Here is a 16,806-nt window from a genome sequence, read left to right as displayed (position 1 = left end):
CGCTTCAACCCTACTGTTAATGCCCCTCAGGGCGCGCACCGACGTCCATCCAACGCACCTGCTTTTATCAGCGTGCTCCCAGCTTGATGCGAAAGTATTTTCTTTCCGGGACATCCAACGCACGTGCGGCGTCGAACTCCTTCTGGCTGCATTTTCATCTCGCAGCAGCCCGGAGCGGGAACAGTTCGACGGCGGGAAGAGGAAACTGATGTCTACAGTACGGGCGGCAGCGGCCGCGGGGCCGGCGCTCCCTCAAATCGAGGCAGGGACCGAAGCCGGCACGGGCGACAGTGAGTGGGTTGCGCCGTCCTGGGAGGAAGTCGTCACCAACTACTCACCCAAGGTGTACCGGCTCGCCTACCGGCTCACCGGCAATAAGTACGACGCCGAGGACCTCACGCAGGAGGTCTTCGTGCGGGTCTTCCGCTCGCTGGCCAACTTCAAGCCGGGCACCCTCGATGGCTGGCTTCACCGCATCACCACGAACCTCTTCCTCGACCAGGCGCGGCGCAAGACCCGCATCCGGTTCGACGGGCTCACCGAGGAGGCCGAAAGCCGGCTCCCCAGCGGCCATCCCGGCCCTGAGCGCAGCTACGAGTTCAACAACCTCGACATCGATGTCCAGTCCGCGCTCGAGGAGCTGCCCCCGGACTTCCGGGCCGCCGTCGTGCTCTGCGACCTCGAGGGGCTGGCCTACGACGAGGTGGCCGCGGTGCTCGGGGTGAAACTTGGAACCGTGCGCTCGCGCATCCACCGGGGGCGCACCATGCTCCGGGAGAAGCTCGCCCACCGCGCGCCGCGCCGTCCGGCCCTGTCGATCCCGCGCATCGCCGGCGTCGGCTAGGCGGCTGCACCGGACCAAATGGTCCGGGTGCCGCCCAGGAAGGTAGTCTTTTCTCGTGTTGGGAATCAACGGTCTCGAGTTTGTCGTGCTGGCGCTGCTTGCCGTTGTGATCCTCGGCCCGGAGCGCCTTCCCGAGTACGCCGCCCAGCTCGCCCGGCTCGTCAAGGGGCTCCGGAGGATGGCCACCGGCGCCCGCGAGCAGCTGCGGGAGGAAGTGGGCCCCGAGTTGGACGAGGTCGACTGGCGCAAGCTCGACCCCCGCCAGTACGATCCCCGGCGGATCATCCGCGAAGCGCTCCTGGACGATTTTGAGGACGTCCTCAAGCCCGTCAGCAGCGGCGCGCCCGTACCCGTCCCCCCTGCATCAATCCCCAGCGCGCCCCCGGCGGCCCGGCTGTCCGCCGGGCAGGCGGCGCCCTATGACGCCGAGGCGACCTAGGCCCAACGACCTGGACCGGGTGACCGGACCGCGCGACCTAGACCCGGCGACCTAGACCCGGCGAGCTGGACCCGGCGAGCTGGACCCGGCGAGCTGGACCGTCAGGCCCGCCGGGGTTTGTTTAGGCCCGGGCTCAGCGCGGGGAGAGCGTCAGCTTGGTCCCCGAAAGCCCGCGTGGGCGGTGCACGAGCCCGTCTGCAACCTTCCTCAGCTCAGCGGCCGCCGGGGAGTCCCCTCCCGATAGGACGATGGGCAGGCCGGCGTCGCCGCCCTCCCTCAGGGCCACCTCGACGGGCACCGAGCCCAGCAGCCCGATGTCGGTGCCGAGGGTGTCGGTGAGCCGGGAGGCGAGGGTGGCGCCGCCGCCGGCGCCGAACAGCTCGAGCCGCCCGCCGCCGGGCAGTTCGAGCCAGGACATGTTCTCGATCACGCCGGCCACCTTCTGGCCCGTCTGTGCGGCCATCGCCCCGGCCCGTTCCGCCACATCCGCCGCCGCACTCTGCGGGGTGGTGACCACGAGCAGTTCGGAGCGCGGCAGCAGCTGGGCCACCGAGATGGCGATGTCCCCGGTGCCCGGGGGCAGGTCGAGGAAGAGCGCGTCGAGGTCGCCGAAGTAGACGTCCGTCAGGAACTGTTCGAGGGCGCGGTGAAGCATCGGTCCGCGCCAGGCCACCGGCTGGTTGCCGCTGACGAACATGCCGATCGAGATCACCTTCACCCCGTGGGCCACCGGCGGCAGGATCATTTCATCGACCTTCGTCGGCTGCTGGGTGATTCCCATCAGCGCGGGCACCGAGAACCCGTAGACGTCGGCATCGATGATGCCGACCCGCAGCCCCTGCGCGGCCATGGCGGCGGCGAGGTTGACGGTGACGGTCGACTTACCGACCCCGCCCTTGCCGCTGGCGACGGCGTAGACGCGGGTCAGGGACCCCTCCTCATTGAAGGGAATGCCCCGGGCGCCGCCCGGGCCGCGGAGTTTGGTCTTCAGCTCATCGCGCTGGTCCTGGTTCATCACGCCGAGGTCCACGCGTACGCGCTCGACGCCGGACAGGCCTGCCAGGGCCGCCTCGACGTCTGAGGTGATGGTGGTGGAGAGGGGGCACCCGGCGATGGTCAGCAGCACCCGAACGGTCACGGTGCCGTCACCGGAGGCCTCCACCCCCTCGACCATGCCGAGGTCGGTGATGGGCCGGCGGAGTTCGGGGTCGAGCACCGAAGCGAGTGCCGTGAGCACTGCTGTCTCAGAGATCACTGATTGTCGCTTCCGACCGGCGGGGCGACCCGGGGCAGGCTCATGGTGTTATCCGACGGTTTCCTCCGCGGCTTCTTCGAAAGGGTCAGCTCCTGGCCGTCCGCGGCCTCGAGCAGTTCCTCGAGCGCCGAGCGGAGCTCCGAGCGCACGTAGTCGCGGGTGGCGACCTCGCGGATGGCGATGCGCAGCTCGGCGATCTCACGGGTCAGGTATTCGGTGTCGGACAGGTTCCGTTCGGCCCGGTGCCGGTCCTCGCGCAGCGACACCCGGTCGCGGTCGTCCTGCCGGTTCTGGGCCAGCAGCAGCAGGGGAGCCGCGTAGGAGGCCTGCAGGGACAGCATCAGCGTCAGGGCGGTGAAGCCCAGCGCCGCGCTGTCCCACCGGGCGTTCGCCGGTCCCCAGGTGTTCCAGACCAGCCAGAGCACGCAGAACACCGTCATGTAGAAGAGGAACTGGGGGGTTCCCATGAAACGGGCGAAGTTCTCGGTGGCGCTGCCGAAACGGTCCGGGTTGGGGCGCAGCCGGGGGAACACCCGTTTGCGGCTCTCCCGCGGGGTGTCAAGACCGGTCGAGGTCGAGCGGATTCTCTCAGCCATTTGTTCCTCCCCGACGAAGTGCGCGTGCGTCGTCCTGGGCCCGCCAGTCGTCCGGCAGAAGGTGATCGAGCACGTCGTCCACCGTCACCGCGCCCACCAGGCGGCCCTCCTTGTTGATGATCGGCAGCGAGTTGAGGTTGTAGGTCGCGAGGATGCGGGAGACTTCGCTGACATTGGCCTGGTCGCTGACCGGTTCTAGGTCCGCATCGAGAATGTTGCCCAGCTGCTCGGGCGGAGGGAAACGCAGGAGCTGCTGGATGTGCACCACGCCGAGGTAACGCCCGGTCGGGGTTTCCAGGGGCGGGCGGCACACGAAGATCGAGGAGGCGAGCGCCGGGGTGAGTTCCTCGCGCCGGACGTGGGCCAGCGCCTCGGCCACCGTCGCTTCGGGCGGGAGGATGACCGGCACCGTGGTCATGAGCGAGCCGGCGGTGTCCTCCTCGTACTCGAGCAGGCGGCGCACGTCGTCGGCGTCGTCCGGCTCCATCAGCTGGAGCAGTTCCTCCTTCTGGGCCTCCGGGAGCTCGTTGAGCAGGTCAGCGGCGTCGTCGGGGTCCATCTCCTCGAGGATGTCGGCGGCCCGTTCGCGGTTGAGCGATGAGAGGATCTGGACCTGGTCGTCGTCGGGCAGCTCCTGGAGGATGTCGGCAAGCCGGTCATCCTGAAGCTCGCCGGCCACCTCGAGGCGGCGCTTGTTGCTCATCTCGTGGAGGGCCTCGGCGAAGTCGGCGGCCTTGAGGTCCTCGTGCTGGGCGACGAACTGGGAGGCCCCCTGGGGTTCGTTCGCGGCCCCGTGGTAGGCGTCGAGCCAGTTGATGATCAGGCGCTCGCCGCTCCTGCGCAGGCTCCGCAGGGGCGAGGTCGGCCCGCCGCGCCGGATGAACAGCTGGGAGACATGCCAGTCCCCGGCCCTGTTCTTCTCCATGGCGATGTCCTCGATGACGGCATCCCCGGAGCCGTCCTGCAGGGTGACCTTCCGGTCGAACAGCTCGCCGACCACCAGCAGTTCCGCCCCTCGCTGCTCGAAGCGGCGCAGGTTCACAAGGCCTGTGCAGATGATCTGCGAGGTGTCCATCGAGGTGACCCTGGTCATGGGCACGAAGATGCGCTTCTTGCCCGGAACCTCGATGACGATGCCGACAACCTGCGGCTCCTTCAGGGCGCCGCGGTCGAGCACCACAACATCGCGCAGCCGGCCCAGGCGGTCGCCCAAGGGGTCGAAAACGTCGAGGCCGAGGAGGCGGGCCACAAAGACGCGGGTTGGATTGGTACTCACAAGGCAAGGCTACTTCGCGGAGCGGGATCCGGTGTATTCGGTGACAGTTTCATCGGTGCGGAGGCTGTCCCGGGGGCTTTCCGGCAAGCACGCCGGTCCTGAAGGTGCGGCCCGGCGAGCGGTGCGGTGCCCCGTCGACGGGGGCCCTGCGTCAGCCGCCCACCGGCACGGGTGAGAGCACCGCGGGCGGAGCGACGGAAAACAGGGTGAAGAACTCGGCGGCCAGCCCGGCGTCCCCGGCCAGGGTGATCCGTTCGGACGCGAGCGCGTCGGGCACGGTCTCGCCGCTGAAAATCAGGTCCCAGAGGGCGAGGACATCTCCGGCCACCTCCACGTCGACGGTTCCCGCGCCGGACCGGCTGACGTCGATGGCCTGCGGGGCCACCACCACGGTGAACTGGTCCCCGTTGACCCGGATCCGGATCCTCGCGTCGAACCGGGATCCCTCGGGCCGAAAGTAGAGCGCCTTGAGCATCAGCATGAATGCGTCGGTGCTCATGCCCTTCTCCGGCCGGTGCGAGATCCTCGACCCCCACCGCGAGAGCTCAAGGAGGATCGGTTCGAGCTGGCGCCCGCTGTCGGTGAGCTCATAGGCCGAGACACTTGCCGGAGGCCCGAGTTTCACATGCCGAAGCAGGCCCGAGGCCTCAAGTTCCTTCAGCCGCTGGCTCAGGACGTTCGGGCTGGCGTTCGGCAGGCCGGCGCGCAGGTCGCTGAAGCGCTTCGGTCCGAGCAGGAGCTCACGGACCACCAGCATCGACCACCGTTCACCGACTGCATCCATCGCGAGGGCCGCTCCGCACGAGTCGTCATAAGTTCTCTGGGCCATGAAGGAATTATATCGCAGCTGCACGGGTTGGTATGGGAATAAGATTTTATGATCCTAGAACAGGATCAAAGCTGCATGGGAGGCGAATTATGGAGAAGTCAGCCGCACCGCTGGACCGGATCTTCGGGATTGAGTGGACGCCGGAGCGTCTTCAGGCCGCGGCCGCAAGCTATGAGGTGGTCCAGTCCCACACCTCATTCAACAGCACGGTGGTGCGCCTCGCCTCCCGGACGGACCGCGTCGACATGCCGTCCTTGCGGGCACTGGTCACCCGCACGATGGGGCGCGTCGAGGGGACCTACTGGATGGTCGCCGCCCTCGCGGTGGCCCACCTCGCGCTCAGCTGTCCGGAGCTGCTCACCGAGGAGCAGAGCTCACTCCTTCTGACTCCGCTCGCCGCCGGCGAAAACGCCGGCCCCTCCGACCGGGCCTTCGCGTACGCCGCCTAGGCGGAGCCGCCGTCCCGCCCCGCCGGGACCTCCCACCATCGCGTGCGGCCGTTAGGCGGTCGCGGCGCGAGTTCACTGCAAGCGATACTCCATCCCGGGCGTCCGGATGTGGTGAACAATGGGCCCATGGCGAATGTACTTGGACGCACCCCGTCCCGTGACGAAGGCCGCGCTCTGCCGCGCGGTGAAACGGTGGGCCGCTACACGGCCTACCTCGAGGCGCAGAAGGCGGTGGACTACCTCGCCGACAACAAGTTTCCGGTGGAACGCGTCTCCATCATCGGCAACGACCTGAAGACGGTGGAGCGGGTCACCGGACGCCTCAGCTACCCGCGGGTGGCCCTGGCCAGTGCGGCCACCGGCGCCTGGTTCGGCTTCTTCGTCGGGCTGATCCTCACCCTCTTCGGCGGCAGCGAACCCTTCACCAGCGTCCTCTCCTCCATGGCGCTCGGTGCGATGTTCTGGCTTCTCTTCGGAGTCATCACCTATGCGTTCCAGCGGGGGAAGCGGGACTTCACCTCCACGAACCAGGTCATCGCCACAAGCTACGACGTGATCGTCGACCCCTCGGTCGCGGGGGAGGCGCGCCGCCGGCTCCAGCAGCTTCCCATGAACGGCCAGGCGCTGCATCCCGGCGGTCCGGCGGGCGGCTGGGACCGGCCCGCGGAAGGCTATCAGCCCCCCGTCCCGCAGGGCGGCGTCCCCGGTCCCGGGGAAATCGCCGGCCAGGCCCGACCCGACGCCGGCACACCGGCCCCGGCCGGCCCCGGCGGTGCGCCCGGAGACCCGGCGGGACCCCGGCGCGGCAAGTATCCAGACCTGCCCGACGGCAGGCCCCAGTACGGCATTCGGGTCGACACCCCCGTCCAGGAGGACGTCCCGCGGGCCGAGGGTTCGGCCGGTGGCCAGCCTCCGGCCGCGGAGCCGGAGGGACCGGCTGCGGACGGGCCGGCCGGGGACGCGGGCCAGCATGGCTCGACGAGGGTCGAGCCTCCCCTCGACGGCCGGTAGATACCAGGCACGAGCAGCACCGGCATGCGAAAGAGCCCGGCACCCATGGGTGCCGGGCTCTTCCGCATTCCCGGGCGGTTCGCCGCCGGCGCGCCTACTCGCCGGTCGGGCTGTAGATGCCGGCCATCCAGGCCTCGACGTCGTCGGCATCGCGGGGGAGGGCGGCGCTGAGGTTTACGGGACCGTCCTTGGTCATCAGGATGTCGTCCTCGATCCGGACGCCGATGCCGCGGTACTCCTCGGGCACCGACAGGTCCTCGTTCTTGAAGTACAGCCCGGGCTCGATGGTGAACACCATTCCCTCGGTGAGCACACCGTCGAGGTAGAGTTCCCGGCGCGCCTGGGCGCAGTCGTGGACGTCCATCCCGAGGTGGTGGCTGGTGCCGTGGGGCATCCACCGCCGGTGCTGCTGGCCCTCGGGGGCGAGAACCTCCTCGAGCGGCACCGGGAGCAGGCCCCAGTCGTTGAGGCGCTCGGCGAGGACGGTGACGGCCGCGGTGTGGATGTCACGGAACTTTCGACCGGGCTGGGCCGCGGCGAAGGCAGCATCGGCGGCCTCGAGGACCGCCGAGTAGATCCGGCGCTGCACCTCGGAGTAGGTGCCGTTCACCGGCAGGGTCCGGGTGACGTCGGCGGTGTAGAGGCTTTCGGCCTCAACGCCGGCGTCGAGCAGGAGCAGGTCCCCGGCCGAGACGCGGCCGTTGTTCCGGATCCAGTGAAGCACCGTCGCATTGTTGCCCGAGGCGGCGATGGTGTCGTAGCCGAGGTCGTTGCCTTCCTCCCGGGCCCGGGTGAAGAACGCCCCCTCCACCACGCGCTCGCCGCGGGGGTGGGAGATGGCCCGGGGGAGCTGGCGGACCACTTCATGGAAGCCGTTGACGGTTGCATCCACGGCGGACTGGAGCTGCTCGATCTCGTAGGAGTCCTTGATCAGGCGCAGTTCCGAGAGGGCCTCGGCGAGCTTCGCGTCGAGGGCGTCGGCCTTCTCCAGGTCGACTCCGGTGTTGATGCGGGAGGTGTCAACGAGCGCGTCGGCATTGAGGTCGACCTCGCGGAGGAGCCGGATACTGATGCCGCCGATCTGCGGTACGCCGGCGTCCTTGGTCACCGCCGTCTCGAGGCCGTCGAGGTCGGCCGTCTCAAGTGCCAGCAGGGCCGACACCTGGGCGCGGGACATACGCGGGCCGATCCAGAACTCGCCGTAGCGCGCGTTGGCATAGAACTCCGAACTGTCCCGGCCGGCCAGCTCGCGGAAGTACAGGGTAGCGGTGTGGTGGCCGCCGTCGTCGCCGGTTCCTTCGCCGACCGGTTCCATCACGAGCACCGCGTCGGGCTCGTGGTCCAGGCCGAGGCCGGTCAGATGGGCGAAGCCGGAGTGAGGGCGGAAGCGGTAGTCCGTGTCATTGGAGCGGACTTTCAGCGGGCCGGCCGGAATGACGAGGCGCTCGCCGGGGAACTGCTCCGAGATTGCGCGCCGGCGCCGCGCGGCGAAATCCGCCACGGGAGCCTTCTCCGGCAGGGCGGTGTCGGTGGGTGCCCAACTGCCGGCCATGAAGGCCTTGAACGCCTCGGAGTCCGGCCGCTGGGACCGGTTCTCGTTGCGGCTCGACAGCGGCTGGTCTTCGGGGGTGACCGGGGTGGCCCCGGGCTCGGGCTGGAACGCTTGAGGATTCTCTGCTGTACTCACTGGTCCATGGTCCCACCGGTCCCGCGGGCGGCCAAACATACCGCCGCGGCGTGCGCGTGTTGAAGCGCGGGCCGCCCCTTCAAGGAAGGAGGAATCCGCGTCCGCTGGCGTAGATTGGGTTGGTGAGAATCGACCTGCACACGCACTCCAACATCTCCGACGGCACGGAAAGCCCCGCGGCGTTGATTCGCTCGGCGCAGCGTGCCGGGCTCGACGCCGTCGCGCTGACCGACCACGATTCCACGGCGGGCTGGGCAGAGGCAGCGGAGGCGGCCTCGGCGGAAGGGATCAGGTTCATCCCGGGGATGGAGGTGTCGTGCCAGAGCGACACCGGCATCAGCGTGCACGTCCTGTCCTACCTGCACGACCCCGCCCATGCCGGCCTGCTCGCGGAGATCGAGAAGTCGAGGGCGGCGCGCCTGAGCCGTGCACGGCGCATGGTGGAGCGGCTGTCCGAGGATTTCCCGATCAGCTGGGACCTGGTCGAGGACCATCTGGCCGACGGGGCCACCGTGGGGCGCCCCCACATTGCGGACGCACTCGTCGCCCTGAAGATCGTCGCCGACCGCTCCGAGGCGTTCGAGCGGATCCTCACCGTGCGCTCGAAGTACTGGGTCGGGCACTATGCTCCGCATCCGGCCCTCGCGGTCGAACTGATCCGCAGCGCCGGGGGCGTGCCGGTCTTCGCCCACCCGTCGGCCTTCGCCCGCGGCCGGGTGATCGGCAGCGCGGTCCTGAACGAGATGATCGATGCGGGGCTGCTCGGCCTGGAGATCGACCACCGCGACAACCCCGAGGACGCGCGGGCCGCGCTCCGGCGCACCGCGGCCCAACACGACCTGCTGATCACCGGCTCGAGCGATTACCACGGCGCGGGCAAGCCGAACCTGCTGGGGGAGAACGTGACGGCGCCCGAAACCCTCGACCGCATCATTGAGTGGGCGGGCGGCCACCGCGTCCGCTAGGGCCGGCGCCGCCGGTCACGCGCTGCTGCGTCCGGCCGGTTCGCAGTAGGGAGCCAGGCGCCTGCGCATGATCTCCACGGCCTGCGGGTTCTGGTCGATGCACACGAACCGGCGTCCCAGCTTCCCGGCGACGGCGCCCAGGGTCCCGGACCCGGCGAAGAAGTCGAGGACCCAGTCGCCCTCACGGCTGCTCGCGGCGACCGCCCGGCGCAGCAGGCCCTCGGGCTTCTGCGTCGGATAACCGGTCTTTTCCCGCCCGGTGGGCGAGACGATGGTGTGCCACCAGACATCGGTGGGCAGCTTGCCGAGCGCGGCCTTCTCCGCGGTGACCAGCCCCGGCGCCATGTAGGGTTCCCGGTCCACCTCGGCGCTGTCGAAGTGGTACCGGGCCGGGTCCTTGACGTAGACGAGGATGTTGTCGTGCTTCGCCGGCCACTTCCGCTTGGCGCGGGCCCCGTAGTCGTAGGCCCAGATGATTTCGTTGAGGAAGCACTCGCGGCCGAACAGTGAATCGAGCATCACCTTGGCGTAGTGCACCTCGCGGTAGTCAAGGTGGAGGTACAGCGTGCCGTCCTCGGCGAGGAGGCGCCATGCCTCGGCCAGGCGCGGCGCGAGGAAGTCCCAGTAGTCCTCGAACGCGTCGTCGTAGCTGGCGAGCATGCCCTTCACCGTGGAGTAGCTCATCCCCTTGAATCCGACCCGGTCCCCGGTGCCGTCGGCATTGCGGACCATGCTCAGCTGCTGACGCCGCTGGGCCCGCCCCGTGTTGAAGGGCGGGTCGACGTAGATCATGGTGAAGGCGCCGTCGGGCAGGGTCGGGAGATAGGCGGCGTTGTCTGCGTGGACCACGAGGTTGCTGCCGCCCGGGGTCCAGGCAGGTTCCGTCATCGGGTGCTACTCCTCCGAGCCGCTGGTGGGCTGGGCGACGACCTCGCCGTTGCGCCTGCGGGTGCGGGTGCGGCGGGGACGCTCGGGGGAAGTGGCCGACGGGGCGGCCGTGTCGACGGCGCCCTCCGCGGCAGCCGGTGAACGGCGCGGGCGGGTGGTCGAGGCCTCGCTGCCCTCGTCGGCGGAACCGGACCCCCGGCCGCCGGAGCGGGATCGCGAACGGCTCCGCCCGCCCTCGCTGCGCTGGCCGTCGCCGCGGGCGCTGTCCCGACGCGGACCGTCTCCGCGGCCGGTCGGCGCGCCGCCGGTGCGGCCCTTCTTGCCGGTCTCGCCGAGGTCCTCGAGCACCTCGGCGTCGATGCCGGCCAGTTTGCGGGCGCCGCGCGGCAGCCGCCCCTTCGTGCCCTCCGGGATGTCCAGGTCGGTGAACAGGTGGGGCGAGGAGGAGTACGTTTCGATCGGCTCGGGCGAGTCCAGCCCGAGTGCCTTGTTGATCAGGCCCCAGCGGGGGACGTCGTCCCAGTCGACGAACGTGACGGCGGTGCCCTTCTTGCCGGCGCGGCCGGTGCGGCCCACGCGGTGCAGGTAGGCCTTCTCGTCCTCGGGGCACTGGTAGTTGATCACGTGCGTGATGTCTTCGACGTCGATGCCGCGGGCCGCGACCTCGGTGGCGACCAGGACGTCGATCTTGTCACCGCGGAAGGCGCGCAGCGCCTGCTCGCGGGCGCCCTGGCCGAGGTCGCCGTGGATCGCGCCGGCGGCGAAGCCGCGGTCGATGAGTTCCTCGGAAAGCTTCGCCGCGGTGCGCTTGGTCTTGGTGAAGATGATGGTGCGGCCGCGGCCGCGGGCCTGCAGGATCCGTGCGACGACCTCGGCCTTATCGAGGTTGTGGGCGCGGTAGATGACCTGGCGGATATCTTTCTTGGTGATTCCCTCGTCCTCGGGATCCGCGGCGCGGATGTGCGTGGGCTGGGTCATGTACCGGCGGGCCATGGCGACGACGGGGCCGGGCATGGTGGCGGAGAACAGCAGCGTCTGGCGCACCGGGGGCGTGGCGGCGATCAGCGTCTCGACGTCGGGCAGGAAGCCGAGGTCGAGCATCTCGTCGGCCTCGTCGAGCACGACGATCTTGACGTTCTTGAGGACCAGGAGCTTCTGGCGGTGCAGGTCGATCAGCCGGCCCGGGGTGCCGACGACGACCTCGACGCCGCGCTGCAGCGCCTCGATCTGCGGCTCGTAGGCCCGGCCGCCGTAGATGGTGACGATGCGCGCGTTGCGCTTCTTCGCCGCGGTGGTGAGGTCGCCGGCGACCTGGACGGCAAGTTCGCGGGTCGGCACGACGACGAGGGCCTGGGGTGCTCCCGGGACCGGCAGCTTGTCATAGCCGGCGTCATCGGGGCCGACGACGCGCTGCAGGGCGGGAATGCCGAAGCCGAGGGTCTTGCCGGTTCCGGTCTTGGCCTGGCCGATGATGTCGTGGCCGCCCAGGGCGATCGACAGGGTCATCGCCTGGATGGGGAAGGGGTGGAGGATCCCGGCGTCGGCCAGCGACTCGACGATGTCGGGACGGACGTTGAAGTCGGCGAAGGTCTCGGGAACCTCCTTGTGAGGTTCCTCGGTGGTGACGAGCGTGTCCTCGACGTCGATGGCGTCGTCGCTGTTATCGGCAAGGAGGTGGTGCGAATCCGCAACCGGGCTGTTCTCAGTGTTCAATTACGTACCGTTCATTAAGGCCAAGCGGCCACCGAGGCTCGACGGGTAGCTGGGGTTGGCATCCAGCTCGGAGCGTATCGGAGGCGCAGGGCGTCCAGTGGAAGCCGATCGCGGGCTTGCAACTGCGTGCCGGCTGGCGGTTTGAGCGCCAGCGCCGGCTGGGAAAAACTCGGGACCGAGTAGGTACTGCGGGTCATCGGGGTATGTCGATAACGACCGGGCATCCATTACTACGAGGCCAGTCTACCCCGAGGGCGCGGCGGAAACGGGCAGGCCGCCCGTGGCGGCGGGTGCGGCCAGCTCGAAACGCACGACGCGGCGGGCGGTGTCCGCCTCGACGAGCCGCACCGTCACCAGGGAACCGGCGGTCAGCTCGCCGTAGCACTTGGCCTCGATCGCCGGATCGATCAACTGCACCGTGCCGGAGGGGCGGCTGCGGGGCCCGGCGTCCCCGTTGCTGGGCCTCGAACCAGCCAACACCACGGCGGTGAAGTCCTTGCCCACGTCGTCGCTCAGCAGCGCCGCCGCCAGGGCGTCCATGGCCCCGGATTCCATCCGCGCCGAGGCCTGGTTCGCCGCGGACATCAGGGAATTCAGGTCGGGCAGGGCCTCCCGGGCCCACCGGGGCACCGGCCGCCCCGCGCACAGGGCCTCGCAGATCACCAGCACGTACCGGTCGACCAGACGGCGCAGCGGTGCAGTGGTGTGCGCATAGGGGGCGGCGATCGCGGCCTGCACCACCGCGTCGGGCACCTCGCCGTCGAAGGCGGTGTACCCGGCGCCGCGGAACAGCGACGCGGCGGCGTGCATCAGGGCGAGCTGCTCGGGCCGATCGGTGTCAAGGCTCCGCAGGAAGCCGCCGTAGGCGATCCCCTCCGGCCACGCCCTTCCGCAGGCCGCTGCCTGGCTGCGGAACTTCGCCAGCGCCGCCTCGTCGGGTGCCGGCATGGTGCGCAGGATGCCGATGCGTCCCTCGATCATGATCCGGGCGGCCTCCATCCCGGTCATCAGGGAAATCTGGGCGTTCCAGTCCTCCGAGGGCAACGCTGGTGCGGTCATGAGGAAGTAACGGCCCCGCTCGAAGCCGATCTCCTGGGCGGGAAGGTTCAGGCTGGCTCCGCCGCGTTGGAGTTCGAGCTCGATGCGCTTGAGGCCGATCTCCCGCAGCAGCACCAGGTTCTCCGGCGCTCCGCCCGAGCGCAGGTGTTCCTCGACCTCGGCGTAGGTCAGCTGCGTGCGGCTGCGGACGGAGGCGCGGCGCACTGACGCTTTGGTCACCGCGGCGGATGAATCGAGGTCGAACTCCCAGACGTAGGCGCCGCGGACCACCCCGGGCAGGAGGCTGGCCGCGTCTTCGGCGATCACCTCGGGGTGGAGGGAGATCCGTCCGTCGGGGGCGTACACGGTCTGGCCGCGCAGCCGGGCTTCCGCATCGACGGCCCCGCCCGGCCGGACGAAACCGGGGACGTCGGCGATGGCGTACCAGATGCGGTAGCCGGTACCCCGGCGCTGCAGGTGCACGGCCTGGTCGAGGTCGATCGAGCCGGGGGGATCGATGGTGATGAAGTCCAGGCCGGTGAGGTCCTCGGGCGGGAACTCGTAGGCAGCGACCGCGGCCTCCGCCTCCGCAAGGACCTCCGGAGGGAAGACGGTCCGCAGCTCAAGTTCGTCCCGCAGCGCCTTCAGGGCGACGGCGAGGTGCTGCTGGGAGGCGCTGTCCCCGAGACCCGGATGCAAATACGGCACACGCTCACCGTAATACACGCACCGCGCCGCTGGGAGGGGACGGCCCGGAGGGCGCGGCGCCGCATCATCGGGCGGCGGGGGCAGGGAGGCCCGGCACGGCCGGGCCTTCTGTAGTGTTAGGAGAATGAACAACCGCACGAACGAAGGCGTTCAGCCCGGCCCCGATGGAGCCGAAACCTCCTTCGCAGCAGCCGACCCGGACCGGGTCCAAAACCCCCGTTACGCCCGCTTCATCGCGGATCTGCTGGGGGTGATCGCCTACGGGGAGCTTTCCGGATTCGAACGGCTTTCCTCGGACGCGAGGTTCTCCCCGACCCTTGCCGACCGGGCCGGCATCGGGCGACTGGCGGTGCAGGAGTTTGCGCATTTCGAGCTGGTCAGCAGCCACCTCGCAGCCCGGGGGATCGACGTGGAGCAGGCCATGGCGCCGTTCGTGGCCTCGGTGGATGCCTTCCACGAGCGGACCCGGCCCGCCGACTGGTTCGAGTCCCTGATGAAGGCGTACGTGATCGATGCGATCTCCGGCGATTTTTACCGGGCCCTGGCGGACCGGCTGGATACCGAGACCCGTGGGCTGATCGGCAGGATCGACGCCGACGACGACACCGCGCTGCTCGGGCGGCGCCTGAAGGAGGCGCTCGCCGACGATCCGCGGCTCGCCTCGCGGCTGGCCCTGTGGGGGCGCCGGCTGGTGGGGGAGGCCCTGACCCAGGCCCAGCGGATCGGCATTGAGCGCGAATTCCTCGGCGGGCTGCTGTTCGCCGACACGACCGACCCGGCCGCCCATACGACAGCGCTGTTTGCCCAGCTCACGCGCAACCATTCGCGCAGGATGAGCGCCCTGGGCCTGACGGCCTGACGGCCCGAGGGCCCGGCCCGCCGGTGGCGGGCCGGGGCGGAAGGTGGGCCCTAGAGAGCCCCGAAGCCGACGCGGCGCTGCTCTTCGGCGCCGATCTCGACGTACCCGAGGACCGTCGACGGGACGATCACCGTGCGGCCCTTGGAATCGGTGAGCCGGAGTTCGGAGCCGCCGTTCATCGCCGAGGCGACCACCTCCGCAATCGCATCGGCGCTTTCGGAGGACTCCAGAACAATCTCCCTGTTGACGTTCTGAATACCGATCTTAATTTCCACGGCGGGTGCCTCCTGTGTAGTGAACCTTTAGCCCTTGGAAACCTACTCTAGATCTCCTTGGGGAACCGACTAATTCCGCGCCAAGCTAAACGGTAGATCAGCTCACTGGCCGTTTCGATGTCGAGGGTCCCGTCGGTTTCGAGCCAGAACCGGGCGCTGATCTGCGCCATGCCGGCCAGGCCGCGTCCGAGCAGGGTGGCCTCCACCATGGACAGCTGAGTGTCCCCGGCGATGACCTCGGCGATGGCATTGGCGAAGTGGGCGTTGAACGCCTCTAGGCGGGCGCTGACCTCGGGGTCGTTGCTGACATCGGACTCGAACACCAGCCGGTGGGCCTTGCTGTCACGGGCGATGAAGGAGAAATAGGCGCGCATGGTGGCCTGCACCCGAACCTTGTTGTCCCCGGTGGAGCGGAGCGCCTCCATGAGCAGGTCTGTGAGTTCGGCGAGGTGGTTCTCCAGCAGCGCCAGGTAGAGCTCCCGCTTGCCGGGGAAGTGCTGGTACAGCACCGGCTTGCTGACCTTTGCGGCCTCGGCGATGTCGTCCATCGCAGCGCCGTGGAAACCGTGGGCCACGAAGACCTCGTGCGCGGCGTTCAGGAGCTGGCGGCGGCGCTCGTCGCGCGGCAGCCGCAGCGCTTTTCCATTCGGTGAAGCCTCTGCGCTCACAACCTGCAACCTCTGTTCTGGAGTTCCGTACGGTTCAGTTTACCTACGGTGCTCCCGGGGGCCGATTCGGCTGGCAGCGCAGGCGGTGCGGGCATACATTGAAGGCATGAGCGCACACCACCGCGCCACTGGCACGCCGCTTCCTCCGCTGCCGCCGCTGGTCGACCCGCACCCGGAACTCACTCAGGAGGAGATGGTCCGCTATTCGCGGCATCTTTTGATCCCCGAGTTCGGCCTGGAGGCGCAGCGGCGGCTCAAGAACGCCCGGGTGCTGGTGATCGGCGCCGGAGGGCTCGGCTCGCCCGTCCTGCAGTACCTGGCCGCCGCCGGCGTGGGCACCCTGGGCATCGTCGACGACGACACCGTCGAGATCTCGAACCTGCAGCGCCAGGTGATCCATGGGGTGGGCGACCTGGGCGACCTCAAGGCCGCTTCCGCGCAGCGCAGCCTGGCTCAGATCAACCCGCTCGTCGAGGTGGTCCTGCACCCCGAACGCCTGACCTCCGCCAACGCCCTTGAGCTGCTGGGCGGGTACGACCTCGCGGTGGACGGCACCGACAATTTCGCCACCCGCTACCTCGTCAACGATGCCGCCGCGCTGCTCGGCAAGCCCTACGTGTGGGGCTCCATCCTGCGCTTCGACGGGCAGGTGAGCGTGTTCTGGGAGAAGCACGGCCCCGGTTACCGGGACCTTTACCCGGAGGCCCCGCCGCCCGGATCGGTTCCCTCCTGCGCCGAGGGCGGGGTCCTCGGCGTCCTGTGCGCGTCGATCGGCTCCCTCATGGGTACCGAGGCGGTCAAGCTCATCACCGGTGTCGGCAGAACGCTGCTGGGCCGGGTGCTGATCTTCAACGCCCTCGATATGTCGTGGCAGGAAATCACGGTGCGCAGGGACCCCACGGCTACGCCGGTGACGGCCCTGATGGACTACGAGGCGTTCTGCGGACTGTCGCCGGCGGAGGAGGAGGAAGTGCCGTCGATCGGGGTGCGGGAACTTGCGGAGCTGCTGAGCGGCAGGGAACGCGGCGAGGCGGCGTTCGACCTGATCGATGTCCGGGAACCCGGGGAGTACGGCATCGTCCGGATCGAGGGTGCGCAGCTGATTCCGAAGGACCGGGTGCTGGCCGGCGGCTACACCCCGGAACCGTCACGGCCGGTCTACGTGCACTGCAAGTCCGGCAGGCGTTCGGCCGAGGTGGTGCGCCACCTGCGCAGCCAGGGGCACCGGCAGGTCTTCAACGTCGACGGCGGCATCCTGGCCTGGGTCTCGGCGATCGAACCGGGCCAGCCGGTCTACTGACCGGGG

At 69.3% G+C, this 16,806-nt stretch carries 17 protein-coding genes; 7 read left to right on the top strand and 10 right to left on the bottom strand.

Annotation, left to right across the window (positions count from 1 at the left end):
• Positions 1-208 precede the first annotated feature (208 nt).
• Both sigE and I6N91_RS08740 read left to right on the top strand, forming a co-directional pair.
• The gene (gene sigE / locus I6N91_RS08745) at positions 209-844 is read left to right on the top strand and encodes an RNA polymerase sigma factor SigE (RefSeq protein WP_198812187.1); all 636 of its coding nucleotides are present in this window, start codon (positions 209-211) and stop codon (positions 842-844) included.
• Positions 845-899: 55 nt separating this feature from the next.
• A complete protein-coding gene (locus tag I6N91_RS08740; protein WP_198812186.1) occupies positions 900-1,283 on the top strand; it encodes a sec-independent translocase in 384 nt (127 codons plus the stop codon).
• A gap of 133 nt (positions 1,284-1,416) precedes the next feature.
• On the opposite strand, the gene I6N91_RS08735 is transcribed toward I6N91_RS08740, so the two are convergent.
• The 4 genes from I6N91_RS08735 to I6N91_RS08720 all read right to left on the bottom strand — a co-directional run bounded on the left by I6N91_RS08735 (position 1,417) and on the right by I6N91_RS08720 (position 5,239).
• Positions 1,417-2,538, bottom strand: a complete 1,122-nt coding sequence (locus I6N91_RS08735) for a P-loop NTPase (protein ID WP_307843293.1) — start codon at positions 2,536-2,538, stop codon at positions 1,417-1,419.
• On the bottom strand, positions 2,535-3,134 hold the full coding sequence (locus I6N91_RS08730) for a DUF1003 domain-containing protein (RefSeq protein WP_198812185.1): 600 nt from the start codon (positions 3,132-3,134) through the stop codon (positions 2,535-2,537). Before I6N91_RS08730 ends, I6N91_RS08735 begins: the two co-directional genes overlap by 4 nt.
• Positions 3,127-4,410: a magnesium transporter MgtE N-terminal domain-containing protein gene (locus tag I6N91_RS08725; RefSeq protein WP_198812184.1), complete on the bottom strand. Its 1,284-nt coding sequence runs from the start codon at positions 4,408-4,410 to the stop codon at positions 3,127-3,129. The genes I6N91_RS08730 and I6N91_RS08725 overlap by 8 nt, the downstream gene beginning before the upstream one ends.
• Positions 4,411-4,561: 151 nt before the next feature.
• Positions 4,562-5,239, bottom strand: coding sequence for a winged helix-turn-helix transcriptional regulator (locus I6N91_RS08720; protein ID WP_198812183.1), 678 nt, complete (start codon positions 5,237-5,239; stop codon positions 4,562-4,564).
• Positions 5,240-5,328: 89 nt separating this feature from the next.
• Here I6N91_RS08720 and I6N91_RS08715 point away from each other — a divergent pair, with 89 nt between their 5' ends.
• The gene (locus tag I6N91_RS08715) at positions 5,329-5,688 is read left to right on the top strand and encodes a hypothetical protein (RefSeq protein WP_198812182.1); all 360 of its coding nucleotides are present in this window, start codon (positions 5,329-5,331) and stop codon (positions 5,686-5,688) included.
• Between the two features lie 126 nt (positions 5,689-5,814).
• A complete protein-coding gene (locus I6N91_RS08710) occupies positions 5,815-6,699 on the top strand; it encodes a general stress protein (protein ID WP_198812181.1) in 885 nt (294 codons plus the stop codon).
• Between the two features lie 94 nt (positions 6,700-6,793).
• On the opposite strand, the gene I6N91_RS08705 is transcribed toward I6N91_RS08710, so the two are convergent.
• Positions 6,794-8,425: an aminopeptidase P family protein gene (locus I6N91_RS08705; protein WP_198812180.1), complete on the bottom strand. Its 1,632-nt coding sequence runs from the start codon at positions 8,423-8,425 to the stop codon at positions 6,794-6,796.
• Between the two features lie 83 nt (positions 8,426-8,508).
• Here I6N91_RS08705 and I6N91_RS08700 point away from each other — a divergent pair, with 83 nt between their 5' ends.
• Entirely contained in the window at positions 8,509-9,351 is an 843-nt protein-coding gene (locus I6N91_RS08700) for a PHP domain-containing protein (RefSeq protein ID WP_198812179.1), read from the top strand.
• 15 nt (positions 9,352-9,366) lie between these two features.
• On the opposite strand, the gene I6N91_RS08695 is transcribed toward I6N91_RS08700, so the two are convergent.
• The 3 genes from I6N91_RS08695 to I6N91_RS08685 form a co-directional block, all read right to left on the bottom strand.
• Positions 9,367-10,239: a site-specific DNA-methyltransferase gene (locus I6N91_RS08695; RefSeq protein WP_198812178.1), complete on the bottom strand. Its 873-nt coding sequence runs from the start codon at positions 10,237-10,239 to the stop codon at positions 9,367-9,369.
• A gap of 6 nt (positions 10,240-10,245) precedes the next feature.
• Positions 10,246-11,886 (bottom strand): DEAD/DEAH box helicase, encoded by a 1,641-nt coding sequence (locus I6N91_RS08690; protein ID WP_374058934.1) that lies wholly within the window; start codon positions 11,884-11,886, stop codon positions 10,246-10,248.
• Between the two features lie 309 nt (positions 11,887-12,195).
• Positions 12,196-13,698: an RNB domain-containing ribonuclease gene (locus I6N91_RS08685; protein WP_198812176.1), complete on the bottom strand. Its 1,503-nt coding sequence runs from the start codon at positions 13,696-13,698 to the stop codon at positions 12,196-12,198.
• Positions 13,699-13,822: 124 nt separating this feature from the next.
• On the opposite strand from I6N91_RS08685, the gene I6N91_RS08680 reads away from it, so the two are divergent.
• The gene (locus I6N91_RS08680; RefSeq protein WP_198812175.1) at positions 13,823-14,557 is read left to right on the top strand and encodes a ferritin-like fold-containing protein; all 735 of its coding nucleotides are present in this window, start codon (positions 13,823-13,825) and stop codon (positions 14,555-14,557) included.
• A 50-nt stretch (positions 14,558-14,607) separates the two neighbouring features.
• Here the strand turns inward: I6N91_RS08680 and I6N91_RS08675 are convergent, their stop codons facing one another.
• Positions 14,608-14,832, bottom strand: coding sequence for a DUF3107 domain-containing protein (locus I6N91_RS08675; protein ID WP_198812174.1), 225 nt, complete (start codon positions 14,830-14,832; stop codon positions 14,608-14,610).
• A gap of 47 nt (positions 14,833-14,879) precedes the next feature.
• On the bottom strand, positions 14,880-15,500 hold the full coding sequence (locus tag I6N91_RS08670; RefSeq protein ID WP_307843292.1) for a TetR/AcrR family transcriptional regulator: 621 nt from the start codon (positions 15,498-15,500) through the stop codon (positions 14,880-14,882).
• Positions 15,501-15,606: 106 nt separating this feature from the next.
• Here I6N91_RS08670 and moeB point away from each other — a divergent pair, with 106 nt between their 5' ends.
• On the top strand, positions 15,607-16,800 hold the full coding sequence (moeB, locus tag I6N91_RS08665) for a molybdopterin-synthase adenylyltransferase MoeB (RefSeq protein WP_198812172.1): 1,194 nt from the start codon (positions 15,607-15,609) through the stop codon (positions 16,798-16,800).
• Positions 16,801-16,806 lie beyond the last annotated feature (6 nt).

This window comes from Arthrobacter sp. MSA 4-2 (genome assembly GCF_016405885.1).
Taxonomy (GTDB): domain Bacteria; phylum Actinomycetota; class Actinomycetes; order Actinomycetales; family Micrococcaceae; genus Arthrobacter_D.
This window is presented reverse-complemented; position numbering and strand designations above follow the sequence as displayed.

What these genes read in the sequence shown, in the direction of transcription:
- sigE (WP_198812187.1), top strand. Translation starts at nt 209, where the DNA reads ATGTCTACAGTACGGGCGGCAGCGGCCGCGGGGCCGGCGCTCCCTCAA.
- I6N91_RS08730 (WP_198812185.1), bottom strand. Translation starts at nt 3,134, where the DNA reads ATGGCTGAGAGAATCCGCTCGACCTCGACCGGTCTTGACACCCCGCGG.
- I6N91_RS08720 (WP_198812183.1), bottom strand. Translation starts at nt 5,239, where the DNA reads ATGGCCCAGAGAACTTATGACGACTCGTGCGGAGCGGCCCTCGCGATG.
- I6N91_RS08715 (WP_198812182.1), top strand. Translation starts at nt 5,329, where the DNA reads ATGGAGAAGTCAGCCGCACCGCTGGACCGGATCTTCGGGATTGAGTGG.
- I6N91_RS08710 (WP_198812181.1), top strand. Translation starts at nt 5,815, where the DNA reads ATGGCGAATGTACTTGGACGCACCCCGTCCCGTGACGAAGGCCGCGCT.
- I6N91_RS08705 (WP_198812180.1), bottom strand. Translation starts at nt 8,425, where the DNA reads ATGTTTGGCCGCCCGCGGGACCGGTGGGACCATGGACCAGTGAGTACA.
- I6N91_RS08695 (WP_198812178.1), bottom strand. Translation starts at nt 10,239, where the DNA reads ATGACGGAACCTGCCTGGACCCCGGGCGGCAGCAACCTCGTGGTCCAC.
- I6N91_RS08680 (WP_198812175.1), top strand. Translation starts at nt 13,823, where the DNA reads ATGAACAACCGCACGAACGAAGGCGTTCAGCCCGGCCCCGATGGAGCC.
- moeB (WP_198812172.1), top strand. Translation starts at nt 15,607, where the DNA reads ATGAGCGCACACCACCGCGCCACTGGCACGCCGCTTCCTCCGCTGCCG.